Here is a 12,526-nt window from a genome sequence, read left to right as displayed (position 1 = left end):
GGCGGCGTTGCTGTCGCTGTCAGCGCCGTTGGTGCGGTTCAGCGACTTCGCGGCGGTCGCGGCCGCGGTGGTCGCGGCGGTCTCGTAGGCTGGTCGCGCCGCTGGCGCCGACGAAGTCGACGAAGGCTGGCGTTGCCGCTGGTGTTGCCGGACGTCGCGATGATCGCGGTGCCCTTCTGCAGCGCGACCTGACCGCCGGCGGCGGCCATGGCCAGGCTGGCCGTGGCGTCCGGTGTCGGCAGCGCGGCGCCGTTGGCGCCGACGGCGCTCATCCGGATCAGGTAGTGGCCCTTCGCCGGCACGCTGCCGGACAGCGCCACGGGCGCCCCGCCCGAGCCGCCGGCCGCGGAGCGGTAGTGGATCGCCAGCCCCGAGAGGGGCGCGGCCGCGTTGGTCGGGTTGTAGAGACCGACGAAGTCGGCGTTGTAGATCGCTCCGGAGTTGCCGCCGGCGCCGTACACCTCCGAGATCACCAGGTCGGTGCCGCCGGGGTTGGCGTCGGCGGCGGGGGGTGGTGGCGAGCGCGGTCACGCCGGACAGTGCGAGCGCTGTGCCGAGGGAACCGAACAGGAACTGCTTCGCTGATCGCATTGACTACTTCCAGGGGTCGGCAAGAAAGGGATGCAGCAGCACACCGAGCCCGAGAAGGAGGCTGCCCTGTGGGGGAGGGAAGAGCCCTGACCCTAGGACGAAAGACCCACCCCGTGGCAAGGGGTTGAGAAAACGCGTGCAACGTTTTGATGAAGAAACGGTGCCGGTTGTCAGATCTGGCCGAAAGCAGCCCCGCCGCGACGCTCAGGCCGCGGACGACTTGCGGATCTTGTCCCGCTGCTTCCACACGTCGCGGAAGAACTCGTATCCCGACCAGATCGTCAGCACGAAGGCGACGAGCAGGAGCGCGATCGCGAAGACGTAGACGACCTCGCCGGGGACGTCGAGCCAGCCGTCGACCTCGAGCAGCGGCAGGGTCAGGAAGCCGAGCGCGAGCGCCTGGGCCGCCGTCTTCCACTTGCCGCTCTGCGCCGCGGCGATGACCACCGACTTGAGCACCGACAGGCGCAGCAGGGTGACCGCCCACTCGCGGACCAGGACCACGATGGTGATCGTCCACATCCACCAGGTGTCCATGATGATCGACAGCCCGATGAAGGCCATCCCCGTGATCGCCTTGTCGGCGATCGGGTCGGCGATCTTGCCGAAGTCGGTCACCAGGTTGCGGGCCCGGGCGATGTCGCCGTCCACCTTGTCGGTGACCATGGCGACGAAGAAGATGCCCCAGGCGACGGTGCGCCAGGTGATCGAGTCGCCGCCGTCGTACAGCAGCGCCCAGCCGTAGAACGGCACCAGGACGATGCGCAGGGTGGTCAGCGCGTTGGGGAGGTTCCAGTTGCTCGGCTTGGCCGGGACGGTGCTGGTCTCGCTCATGCGGCTCCTCCTGCGGGCTCGGCGATCAGGTCGACACCGTCGGAGGCGACCACGACGGCACGGAGCAGGTCGCCGACCCGGGCGTCCGGCACCCCGAGCACCCGGGTGGTGCCGTCGACCTCGGGGCCCTGCTGCGCGGCCCGTCCCTCGACGGTCCCGTCACCGGCGCCGTCGGGGTCGAGTCTCCTCGACGAGCACCTCGACGGTGCTGCCGATCCGCTCCTCGGCCCGCTCGGCGGTCAGGCTCGGAGACCAGGTCGTTGAGGTGCTGCACGCGGGCGTTGATCTCGTCCTCGTCGAGCTTTGCCGTCGAAGGACTCCGCCTCCGTGCCGTCCTCGTCGGAGTAGCCGAACACGCCCGTGACGTCCATCCGCGCGGCGACCAGGAAGTCGCACAGCGTCTGGAACTCGGCCTCGGTCTCGCCGGGGAAGCCCACGATCACGTTCGAGCGCACGCCGGCCTCCGGCGCGAGCGCGCGGACCTGGTCGAGCAGGCCCAGGAAGGCTCTCGGGGTCGCCGAAGCGGCGCATCCGGCGCAGCACCGTCGCGCTGGCGTGCTGGAAGGACAGGTCGAAGTACGGCGCCACACCCGGCGTGGTCGCGATCGCGCGGACCAGGCCCGGGCGGGTCTCGGCGGGCTGCAGGTAGGACACGCGCACCCGCTCGACACCCTCGATCGCCGCGAGCTCCGGCAGCAGGGTCTCCAGCAGGCCGAGATCCCCGAGGTCCTTGCCGTAGGAGGTGGAGTTCTCCGAGACCAGGAACAGGCTCCCGGGCGCCCTGCTCGGCCAGCCAGGCGGCCTCCTGCAGCACGTCGGAGGGACGCCGGCTGATGAAGGAGCCGCGGAACATCGGGATGGCGCAGAAGGTGCACCGGCGGTCGCACCCGCTGGCCAGGCTTGAGCGGAGCCATCGGGCCGCCGTCGAGACGCTTGCGCAGCGCCGCGCGGCCCGGGATGGAGACCTCCGGGCCGTCCACGGGAGCGGCCACGGCCTGACGCTCGGCCGGGCTGATCGGCAGCAGCAGCCGGCGGTCCCTGGGGGTGTGCGGGTGCGGCCGCTCCCCCGCCAGGATCGAGCGCAGCCGCCCGGAGATGTCCTGGTAGTCGTCGAAGCCGAGCACGGCGTCGGCCTCGGGGAGCGAGGAGGCCAGGCTCCTCGCCGTACCGCTCGGCGAGGCAGCCCACCGCGACGACCGCCTGCGGCCTGCCGGACTCCTTGAGGTCCGCGGCGGCCAGCAGGGTGTCGATCGAGTCCTTCTTGGCCGCGTCCACGAAGCCGCAGGTGTTGACCACGACGGTGTCGGCGTCCTCGGGATCGTCGACGAGGGCGAACCCGTCGGCCGCCAGGCGTCCGGCGAGCCTCCTCGGAGTCGACGTCGTTGCGGGCGCACCCGAGCGTGAGCAGGGCAACCGAGACGGGGGTGGGAGTGCTGGTCATGTCCGGTCGAGCCTACCGTTCGGGCAGGCCCGGCCGGGATTCCTCAGGACCCGGCCTTGCGCGCCACCACGGTCTTGTTGGCCTCGACGCCGGTCTCGCCCAGGGGCTTCGGCTTGGCGCCACCCACGGCGTAGAGCACCGAGCCGTCGGTGGTGTAGATCCGGATCGGCGGGACCACCTTGAGGACCGAGGTCTGCCCGAAGGCCAGGTTGCCGTCGAAGACGATCTTGCCGCCGCCGTCGCGGATGTTCAGCGTCGCTCCCCCGCCCGCGGCGGTGAGGGTCGACTTGACCGGGTCGCCCTGCGTGGCCGCGGTGTCGGAGACGCCGCCGCTCATGTTGAGCACCGGGTCCTTGCCGGCCGGCTCGGCGCCGCCCATGACCAGCCGGGCCACCGACCAGATCAGCACCGCGCCCATCACGGCCGCGATCATCACCGACCAGTTGCGCCCGCCGCGGGTGCTGCGGATCGCGCCCCCGGTGCCGGTCGCCAGGCTCGGACTGGAAGACCCGGCGCGGGTCCACCGGCTCGTGGGCGTAGCGCTCGTCGTACGAGGCGACGAGGGGTCCGGCGTCGACACCCAGCACCCGCGCGATGGTGCGCAGGTGGCCGCGAGCGTAGAAGTCGCCGCCGCACGGGCTGAAGTCGTCGACCTCGATCGCCTCGATCACGTGCGGACGGATCCGGGTGCGCTCGGAGACCTGGTCGATGCTCAGCCGCAGCCGGTCGCGCGCGGCCTGGATCTCCGGGCCGATCACCGGGTCGACGGCCGGACGGACGGCGAGGTCGTCCAGGACGACGGTGACCGAGTCCTCGGCCGGGGCCAGCGGCTCGACCGGCGCGGTGACCTGGACCCGCGCGGTGGCGGGCATCTCGACACGGGCCGACAGCACCGTGTCGCGGCCGGGGGCCGGCGGCTCCTCCTCGGGCTCGTCCTGCTCGACGACCGCGGCGATCTCCCCGGTGTCCTCGCTGTCGGCGTCGTCCTCGAAGCGCTCGACGTCGGCGAGCACGATCTCGTCGGTGGCCTCGGTGTCGTCCTGCACCTCGTCCTCGACCACGTCCGTCCGCCCGGTCAGGCCGGCGGCGACGCGGGCCGCGATGCCGCGACGGGTGCCGGGCTCGGCCCCGGGCTCGTCGTCGGTGTAGAGGTCGCTGAGGCTGGGGACGGCGGTGCGGGTCGCGGGCTCGTCGTCGAGACCCGGCACGACCTCCACCACGTCGGCACGGCCGTCGGCGAGGTCGGCGAGCACGTCGCTGAGCGAGAGCGCCGAGGCGCCGACCAGGCGGGTGGCCAGGGTGAGCGGTACGACGAGTTCGCTGGTCGTCGTAGCCGTCGACGAGGAGGTGGCCGTCGTGCAGCACGCCACGTCGCGGCAGGTGCTCCAGGCAGTCGATGTCGTCCCAGGCGATGCCGCGCCACGTCGCTCCCTGGCGCAGCCGGACACCGTGCTCGTCGGCGACGAGCAGCGGGGCGCGGCCGTCGGCCAGCGAGGCCAGGTGGGCGACGGTGACCACGGCGAGGATGCCGAAGGTCAGCCAGTCCAGGACGGTGCCGCCGGTGAACGCACGGGCCGCGAAGGCCGCGGTCATCAGCGCCGCGAAGCCGCCGACCCCCGCGGAGAGGGCGACATTGCGTCGTACCTCGACCTTGGCGCCGGTCGCGGCCGGCTGCTCGTCGGGCTCGGACTGCGTCGGGTTCTCGGTCATCAGGCTCACGCCTCCCCCTGGATGGTCATGATCACGGAGTCGAGACTCGTCGGGCTTGACCAGGACGTCGCGTGCCTTGGACCCCTCGCTGGGTCCGACGACGCCCCGGCTCTCGAGGATGTCCATCAACCGGCCGGCCTTGGCGAAGCCGACGCGGAGCCTTGCGCTGCAGCATCGAGGTCGACCCGAACTGGGTGGAGACGATCGAACCGATCGCCTGGACCACCAGGTCCATGTCGTCGCCGATGTCGTCGTCGAGGACCTTGTTCGACGCCGCCGGAGCGGTGACGTCCTCACGGTAGGCTCGGCTCCAGGCTGGGTCTTGCAGTGCTTGACGACCTGGTGGATCTCCTGCTCGGTGACCCACGAGCCCTGGACTCGTATCGGCTTCGAGGCCCCCATGGGCAGGAAGAGGCCGTCACCCTGGCCGACCAGGCTTCTCGGCGCCGGGGGTGTCGAGGATGACGCGGGAGTCGGCGAGGCTGGAGGTGGCGAACGCCAGCCGCGAGGGCACGTTCGCCTTGATCAGGCCGGTGACGACGTCGACGCTGGGGCGCTGGGTGGCCAGCACCAGGTGGATGCCGGCGGCGCGGGCGAGCCTGGGTGATCCGGACGATCGAGGCTCTCCACGTCGCGCGGGGCCACCATCATCAGGTCGGCGGAACTCGTCGACGATCACCAGCAGGTAGGGGTACGGCGTCAGGGTGCGCTCGCTGCCCGGCGGGACCTCGACCTTGCCCTCGCGCACGGCCTTGTTGAAGTCGTTGATGTGGCGGAAGCCGAAGTTCGCCAGGTCGTCGTACCGCATGTCCATCTCGCGGCACACCCACTCCAGGGCCTCGGCGGCCTTCTTGGGGTTGGTGATGATCGGCGTGATCAGGTGCGGCACGCCCTCGTAGGCGTTGGAACTCGACGCGCTTCGGGTCGACCATGATCATCCGGACCTCGTCCGGCGTGGAGCGCATCAGGACCGAGGTGATCATCGAGTTGATGAAGCTCGACTTTCCGGAGCCGGTGGCGCCGGCGACCAGCAGGTGCGGCATCTTCGCGAGGTTCGCGACCACGAAGCCGCCCTCGACGTCCTTGCCGAGACCGGAGACCAGCGGGTGGTGGTCGTTGCGCGCGACGTTGGAGCGGAGCACGTCGCCGAGGGAGACGATCTCCTTGTCGGTGTTCGGGATCTCCACGCCCACCGCGGACTTGCCGGGGATCGGGCTCAGGATGCGCACGTCCTCGGAGCCGACGGCGTAGGAGATGTTGCGCTGGACGCCGAGGATCTTCTCGACCTTGACGCCGGTGCCGAGACCGATCTCGTAGCGCGTGACCGTCGGGCCGCGGGTGTAGCCGGTGACCTGGGCGTCGACGTTGAACTCGTCGAGCACGGTCTGCAGGCGCGCCACGACCTCGTCGCTGGCCTTGGAGCGGGCCCGGTGCGGGTCGCCCGGCTTGAGCGCGGAGGCGTCGGGGAGCGTGTAGACGATGTCGCCGGACAGGGCGAGCCTGCTCGACGCGCTGCGGCAGGTCCGCGTGCGGCGGCGGCTCGAGCTCTCCGGTCTCGTCGGCCACGGGGGCCGCGGCGGCCTTGAGCCTGCGGCCGATCAGCGCGTTCGAGCCCGCCTCGGGGTCGACCGGCTCGTCGTCGGCGAGCGGGACGTCGATCGGCTCGAGGAGCCTCCATCGACTCCTCGACCTCCGGCACCGGCTCGCTCTTCTTGCGGCGCTTCTTCTTCGGCTCGGCGAGCACCGGGCTGTCGTACGCCGGGTCGCCCATCCGCTCGAAGGTGTCGTCGAAGCGGTAGGCCTGGGTCTCGTCACCGGTCTCGGCGGCGTGCCGGCCCAGCAGGAGGTCGCCGAGTCTCGCGCATCCGGTCGGGGATGCGGTAGAGCGGCGTCGCGGTGATCACCAGGACGCCGAAGAACGCCAGCAGCCCGAGCAGCAGCACGACCACCGCCTCCGAGCGGAGCAGGTCGAGCAGGAGCGCGGAGACGACGTACCCGACCGCGCCGCCGCCGTCGCGCAGCGCCGTGGTGTCGCCCTGCACGGGCTCCGGGGAGCCGTTGGCGATGTGCACGATGCCGAGCAGGCCGAAGGACAGCGCCGTCCAGCCGATGACCTGGCGGCCGGCCGGGCTGTTGCCGACCGGGTCGCGCATGATCCGGAAGCCGGCGAGGACGACCAGCAACGGGACGAACCAGCCGATCTTGCCGACCGTGCCCGACACGACCGCGCGGGCGAAGTCCATGACGCCGCCGGGCACCTCGAACCAGACCGCGGCGGCGATCACGAGGGCGAGCCCGCACAGCAGCAGGCCGAAGCCGTCGCGACGCTGCTCCGGCTCGATCTCGCGGGCGCTGTGCCCGATCCCGCGGGTGACCGCGCCGATCCCGTGCGCGAAGGCCAGCCAGAGCGCGGCGATCCCGCGGCCGAGCGCCGTGAAGGCACGCAGCACCGGTCCGGGACCGCTGCGGACGGCACGGGGTGCCGGCCGCCGGGCCGCTGCGGACTTCTTGGCCGGTGGCTTCTTGCGCTGGGTGGTCGTACTACGCGATCGCGAAGTTGGTCGTCTTCTTCGCGCCGGAGCGTGACGAAGGGGTGGTCCTGCTGCGCGACGCCGTCGGGGAAGACGTACGGGTCGCCATGCTCACAACCTACCCACAAGTCCCATCCGTCACAGGGACAACACGCGGTGCCGGAGCGCGCCGTTCGACGGTCAAATTTTGCTCGTTCCAAGCGGAGGATCTGCGCTGCCTGCACCAACGCGACGCAGTTCTTCCCGAGTTTCCCTGGACCACCCGTATCGGTGAGGTCTAACGTGCGGTCCACGTGCCCGGAGCGAGCCCACTCCGACCTCGCCGAAGGCACGACCATCTCGAGGAGAACATTTCGTGAGAGTCAACCTTTCGGAGCTCGTGAGGAAGGGCATCGGCCTTTCCCTCGTGGGCGCAGCAGTTTCCGTCGTACCCCTGTCGACACCGGCCGTGGCGGCCCCGAAGGATCCTTCGGTCATCCAGGAGATGCGCGCGGAGGCCGACGGCGACGTCACCGTGACCACCTCCCCCGCCACCGACGAGGTCAGGCTTCGTCAGCGCCAGCCGCGACCTCTTCCCGTCCGAGCGCACCGGCAAGACCGCGACCGGCGCGGCTGCCAAGGCCGACGGCTACGTCGCCAAGTTCGCCAAGGCGTTCGGTACGACGCCCGGCCAGGCTCGGCAACGGCAAGGCCACCGCGACCGCGACGGGTCACACCGTCGACTTCGCCCAGACCTACAAGGGCGTGCCGGTCTTCGCGGCCAAGCCTGCGCGCCCACGTCGACAACCAGGGCGACCTCACCTCGGTCTCCGGGTACGTCGCCCCGAACCTGAACCTCGACGTCACCCCGCGCCTCGACGAGGCCGCCGCCAAGGCCAAGGCGGTCAAGTCTGGCCAGCCAGGCGCCCGCAGGCGCCGGCGAGGCCGCGACGAAGAAGCCGAAGGCCTCCGACCTGTCGGTGACGAAGGCCGACCTCGTCGTCTACCGGATGGGCGCCATCCAGGGCGTCGAGGGCCGCAACCTCCTCGCCTGGGTCGTCGAGGTGACCGACGGCAAGCAGGTTCGCGAGACCAGCGTGCTGGACGCGAGGACGGGCAAGCCGGTCAACCGCTACTCGATGATCGACCACGCCCTCAACCGTGAGTCTGCACGAGCAGTCGATCGGCGACAGCCCGGTGTGGACGGAGGGCGACGCCTTCCCGGGCACCCTGGACAGCGACCAGCAGAACGAGGTCGCCGGCACCGGCGAGGCGTACTGGTTCTTCAAGAACTCCTTCGGTCGTGACTCCTACGACGCCAAGGGCGCCAAGATGATCACGGTCAACAACGACCCGAGCATCGACTGCCCGAACGCCAACTGGAACGGCAAGTCCACCAACTACTGCTCCGGCGTCTCCTCGGACGACACCGTGGCGCACGAGTGGGGCCACGCCTACACCGAGTACACCTCCGGGCTGCTCTACCAGTGGCAGCCGGGCGCGATGAACGAGGCCTACTCCGACATCTGGGGCGAGACCGTCGACATGCTCAACACGCGGTTCAACTCCCCCGACGAGGAGACCCACCGCACCGACGGCCAGTGCTCGAAGGGCACCCGCGGCGACATCGCCGTCGTGGTGAGCGACCCGGTCGGCACCTGCACCGGCGTCGCGGCCTCCTTCGGCCCGATCATCAGCCACGTCGAGGGCGACCTGGTCGTCGGCAAGGACGCGGTCGAGACCGACGGCACCGACACCGACGGCTGCTCCCCCTTCAGCAACGCCGCCGCTCTGGCCGGCAAGTTCGTCTACGTCGACCGCGGGCTGTGCGCCTTCACGACCAAGATCGACAACGCCGAGGCCGCGGGCGCCAAGGGCATCATCTTCGGCAACAACCGCGACGGCGTCTCGTCCGTGGCCGGTGACTCCGAGCTCTACGGCGCGATGGTCAGCCAGGCAGACGGCACCAAGATCAAGGCGGCTACCACGCCGCTGACGATCTCGCTGGACGACGCGGCGACCGACCCGCGCGACGACGAGCTACCGCTGGCTCTCGGGTGAGGGCGACACCGCCTTCGGCGGCGCGATCCGCGACATGTGGAACCCGAACTGCTACGGCGACCCGGCCAAGGTGTCCGACGAGGAGTACTTCTGCGACACCGACGACTCCGGCGGCGTGCACACCAACTCCGGCGTGGTCAACCACACCTACGCGCTGCTCGTCGACGGCGGCACCTTCAACGGCGTCACCGTTCCGGGCATCGGGCTCGACAAGGCCGCGAACATCTTCTGGCACACCCAGACGTCGTACCTCACCTCGACGTCGGGCTTCGCCGAGCCTGGCTGACGGTCTCGAGGCGTCGTGCGCCGACCTGACCGGCCTCACCACGCTGAAGAAGTCGGCCGTGGGTGAGAGCCCGACCGGTGGCAGCCAGGCCGACGGTGGTGCGTTGACGCCCATCACCGCGACCGACTGCGCGGCGGTGGCCAAGGCGACCGCGGCCACCGAGCCTGCGGGTCGAGCCGGTGCAGTGCAACTTCAAGCCGATGTTCGACAAGGGCACCGTCGGCTGCGGCGAGGGCACCGTCACCAAGAACCTCTGGTTCGAGGGCTTCGAGTCCGGCCTGCCGGCCACCTGGACCAAGGACGTCGAGGCGGAGAACGCCCACTTCGACCCCACGGTCACCACGAAGCTGCCCCTCGTCACCGAGGGCGGCACCGTGCACAAGGGCGGCTCGTCGGTGCTCTACTTCGACGACAAGGGCGACGACGGCAACTTCGGCAGTCTGCAACGGCGACGCCGAGGACTACTCCTCGCGGGTCGGCGTGACCACCCCGACGCTGACGGTGCCCGCGGGTGAGCCTCCCCCGGCTCTCCTTCGACCACTACGTCGCCTCCGAGGTCAACTTCGACGGCGGCAACGTGAAGGTCAGCGTCAACGGCGGCGCGTTCGCCCTCGTCCCGGCCGACGCGTGGCTCTACAACGCGCCGGGCGGCCAGGCTCGACACGGCCGCGGCGGGCAACACCGACCCGATGGCCGGCCAGCCGGCCTTCACCGGCACCGACGGCGGCCAGCCGACCGGTTCCTGGGGCTCGTCGGTCATCAGCCTCGCGGCGCTGGCGAAGCAGGGCGACAAGGTCCAGTTCCGCTTCGACTTCGGCATGGACGGCTGCAACGGCATCGACGGCTGGTACATCGACAACGTCGCGCTGAGCATCTGCACCGTGCCGGTCACCCCGCCGGTCCCGCCGAAGCCGAGCCCGGCGACGGTGGCCAAGAAGGCGATCGCCAAGCACGGCATCGTCAAGGTCGCGATCAAGGTCAAGAGCGGCGCGACCCCGACCGGCCGGGTGACCATCCGGTTCAAGGGACGCGTCTACACCGGCAAGGTGGTGCGCGGCGTGCTGACGATCAACGCCAAGCGCCAGGCTCGTCCGGCTCTGGCGGCACCACGTCCGCTCCGTGGGGGCCTACGTGAGCCTACCCGGGTGACAAGGCGGTCGCGAGGTTCGCCGGCAAGACCGTGATCCGGTTGGCCGGGCGGCAGTAGCACCCGTCGTACGACGAACGCCCCGCTCCTCCTCCGGGAGGGGCGGGGCGTTCGGCGTTCGGCGTTCGGCAGCGGCGCTCAGGCCTCGACGACCACCGGGATGATCATCGGCCGGCGCTTGTGGGTGTTGCTCACCCAGCGGCCGATCGTGCGGCGCACGACCTGCTGCAGGCTGGTAGGTGTCGGTGCTGCCCTCGGTCAGGGCGCGGTTGACGGCGTCGACGATGGGCTGCTTGATGGCGTTGAAGTCGGAGTCCGCCCAGGCGTGACCGCGGGCGTGGATCTCGGGGCCGGCGGAGACCTTGCCGGAGACCGAGTCGACGACCACGATCACCGAGACGAAGCCCTCCTCGCCGAGGATGCGGCGGTCCCTGAGCTCGGACTCGGTGACGTCGCCGACGGACTGCCCGTCGACGAAGACGTAGCCGCACTCGACCTTGCCGACTACCTCGGCGACACCGTCGACGAGGTCGACCACGACACCGTCCTCGGCGTACACGACGTTCTCGACGCCGGTCTGGCGGGCCAGGTCGCCGTTGGCGAGCATGTGCCGCACCTCGCCGTGCACGGGCAGGACGTTGCGCGGCTTGACGATGTTGTAGCAGTAGAGCGAACTCGCCGGCGCTGGCGTGCCCGGAGACGTGCACCAGCGCGTTGCCCTTGTGGACGACGCGGGCGCCGAGCCGGGCCAGGCCGTTGATGACCCGGTACACGGCGTTCTCGTTGCCGGGGATCAGGCTGGAGGCCAGGACGACGGTGTCGCCCTCCTCCAGGTGCACGAAGTTGTGGGTGCGGTGGGCGATCCGGGCCAGCGCGCTGAGCGGCTCGCCCTGGGACCCGGTGGAGATGAGCACCTGACGCTCGGGCGGCAGGTCGGCGAGCTCCTTGGCCTCGACCATCACCCCCGGCGGCACCTTGAGGTAGCCCAGGTCGCGGGCGATCGCCATGTTGCGCACCATCGAGCGGCCGACGTAGGCCACCTTGCGGTCGTGCAGCACGGCGGCGTCGAGCACCTGCTGGACGCGGTGCACGTGGGAGGCGAAGCAGGCCACGATGATTCGCTGCTTGGACTCGGAGAACGCCTGGTTGAGCACCGGGGTGATCCGCTTCTCGGCGGTGGTGAAGCCCGGGACCTCGGCGTTGGTGGAGTCGGTGAGGAAGAGGTCGACGCCCTCCTCGCCCAGCCGCGCGAACGCGCGCAGGTCGGTGATCCGGCCGTCCAGCGGGAGCCTGGTCCATCTTGAAGTCGCCGGTGTGCAGCACCAGGCCGGCACCGGTGCGGATGGCGACCGCGAGCGCGTCGGGGATGGAGTGGTTGACCGCGACGAACTCGAGCTCGAAGGGCCCGAAGGAGATCGTGTCGCCCTCCTTGACCGTGTAGAACGGCGTCTGGCGCAGGCGGTGCTCGCGGAGCCTTGGAGTTCACCAGGGCCAGGGTCAGGCTCGGAGCCGACGAGCGGGATGTCCTGGCGCTCCCGCAGGAGGTACGGCGTGGCGCCGATGTGGTCCTCGTGACCGTGGGTCAGGACCAGCGCCTCCACCTTGTCGAGCCGGTCCCGGATCGGGCCGAAGTCCGGCAGGATCAGGTCGACGCCCGGCTGGTGGTCGTCGGGGAAGAGGACGCCGCAGTCGACGATGAGCAGCCGGCCGTCGTACTCGAAGACGGTCATGTTGCGGCCGACCTCGCCCAGGCCGCCCAGCGGGATGACCCGGAGGCCGCCCTTCGGCAGCCTTCGGCGGGGCGGAGAGCTCGGGGTGCGGGTGGCTCATCAGAGGAGCCCCGCCGCGGTCAGCCCGGCCCGGAGATCGGCGACCTCGGCCTCGTCGAGCGCCAGCAACGGAGGTCGGACGACGCGGTTGTCCAGCACCCCGACGAGCTCCAGTGC

General features: G+C 70.7%; 11 protein-coding genes and 3 pseudogenes. 5 read left to right on the top strand and 9 right to left on the bottom strand.

All coding sequences use genetic code 11. The features are described 5' to 3' along the window. Positions 1-38: 38 nt before the first annotated feature. From G5V59_RS02860 to G5V59_RS02830, 8 genes and pseudogenes are all read right to left on the bottom strand, one after another. Positions 39-473 (bottom strand): hypothetical protein, encoded by a 435-nt coding sequence (locus G5V59_RS02860; protein ID WP_278255521.1) that lies wholly within the window; start codon positions 471-473, stop codon positions 39-41. Positions 474-795: 322 nt separating this feature from the next. Then, complete coding sequence (gene pgsA, locus G5V59_RS02855) at positions 796-1,425, bottom strand: CDP-diacylglycerol--glycerol-3-phosphate 3-phosphatidyltransferase (protein WP_278255520.1); 630 nt, start codon at positions 1,423-1,425, stop codon at positions 796-798. After that, positions 1,422-2,866 (bottom strand): annotated as a pseudogene (gene rimO / locus G5V59_RS02850) (30S ribosomal protein S12 methylthiotransferase RimO). Before rimO ends, pgsA begins: the two are co-directional and overlap by 4 nt. Positions 2,867-2,909: 43 nt before the next feature. Next, positions 2,910-3,299, bottom strand: a complete 390-nt coding sequence (locus G5V59_RS02845) for a hypothetical protein (RefSeq protein ID WP_278255519.1) — start codon at positions 3,297-3,299, stop codon at positions 2,910-2,912. Continuing rightward, the gene (locus G5V59_RS02840; protein WP_341350825.1) at positions 3,299-4,978 is read right to left on the bottom strand and encodes a DNA translocase FtsK; all 1,680 of its coding nucleotides are present in this window, start codon (positions 4,976-4,978) and stop codon (positions 3,299-3,301) included. The genes G5V59_RS02845 and G5V59_RS02840 overlap by 1 nt, the downstream gene beginning before the upstream one ends. Positions 4,979-4,994: 16 nt before the next feature. Continuing rightward, entirely contained in the window at positions 4,995-5,465 is a 471-nt protein-coding gene (locus tag G5V59_RS35535; protein WP_341350824.1) for an FtsK/SpoIIIE domain-containing protein, read from the bottom strand. Positions 5,466-5,484: 19 nt separating this feature from the next. After that, a pseudogene (locus G5V59_RS35530) lies at positions 5,485-6,057 on the bottom strand (DNA translocase FtsK); the annotation flags it as partial. 330 nt (positions 6,058-6,387) lie between these two features. Next, positions 6,388-7,026, bottom strand: coding sequence for a hypothetical protein (locus tag G5V59_RS02830; RefSeq protein ID WP_278255517.1), 639 nt, complete (start codon positions 7,024-7,026; stop codon positions 6,388-6,390). Between the two features lie 529 nt (positions 7,027-7,555). Here G5V59_RS02830 and G5V59_RS02825 point away from each other — a divergent pair. The 5 genes from G5V59_RS02825 (at position 7,556) to G5V59_RS02805 (ending at position 10,568) form a co-directional block, all read left to right on the top strand. Then, complete coding sequence (locus tag G5V59_RS02825; protein ID WP_278255516.1) at positions 7,556-8,251, top strand: hypothetical protein; 696 nt, start codon at positions 7,556-7,558, stop codon at positions 8,249-8,251. After that, positions 8,248-9,147: a PA domain-containing protein gene (locus G5V59_RS02820; protein WP_278255515.1), complete on the top strand. Its 900-nt coding sequence runs from the start codon at positions 8,248-8,250 to the stop codon at positions 9,145-9,147. Before G5V59_RS02825 ends, G5V59_RS02820 begins: the two co-directional genes overlap by 4 nt. A gap of 34 nt (positions 9,148-9,181) precedes the next feature. Then, positions 9,182-9,433: a M4 family metallopeptidase gene (locus tag G5V59_RS02815; RefSeq protein WP_278255514.1), complete on the top strand. Its 252-nt coding sequence runs from the start codon at positions 9,182-9,184 to the stop codon at positions 9,431-9,433. A gap of 179 nt (positions 9,434-9,612) precedes the next feature. After that, a complete protein-coding gene (locus tag G5V59_RS02810) occupies positions 9,613-9,948 on the top strand; it encodes a hypothetical protein (protein WP_278255513.1) in 336 nt (111 codons plus the stop codon). Beyond that, a complete protein-coding gene (locus tag G5V59_RS02805) occupies positions 9,945-10,568 on the top strand; it encodes a hypothetical protein (RefSeq protein ID WP_278255512.1) in 624 nt (207 codons plus the stop codon). Before G5V59_RS02810 ends, G5V59_RS02805 begins: the two co-directional genes overlap by 4 nt. Positions 10,569-10,718: 150 nt before the next feature. Here G5V59_RS02805 and G5V59_RS02800 read toward each other — a convergent pair. Then, positions 10,719-12,410, bottom strand: a pseudogene (locus G5V59_RS02800) (ribonuclease J). Between the last annotated feature and the right edge of the window lie 116 nt (positions 12,411-12,526).

The organism is Nocardioides convexus (genome assembly GCF_011090295.1).
Note: the sequence above shows the minus strand (reverse complement) of the source record. Positions and strands in the feature narration are given on the sequence as shown.

Excerpts from the sequence above, each read along its gene's own strand:
- pgsA (WP_278255520.1), bottom strand. The coding sequence starts at position 1,425 with ATGAGCGAGACCAGCACCGTCCCGGCCAAGCCGAGCAACTGGAACCTC.
- G5V59_RS02845 (WP_278255519.1), bottom strand. The coding sequence starts at position 3,299 with ATGATCGCGGCCGTGATGGGCGCGGTGCTGATCTGGTCGGTGGCCCGG.
- G5V59_RS02840 (WP_341350825.1), bottom strand. The coding sequence starts at position 4,978 with ATGGGGGCCTCGAAGCCGATACGAGTCCAGGGCTCGTGGGTCACCGAG.
- G5V59_RS02815 (WP_278255514.1), top strand. The coding sequence starts at position 9,182 with ATGTGGAACCCGAACTGCTACGGCGACCCGGCCAAGGTGTCCGACGAG.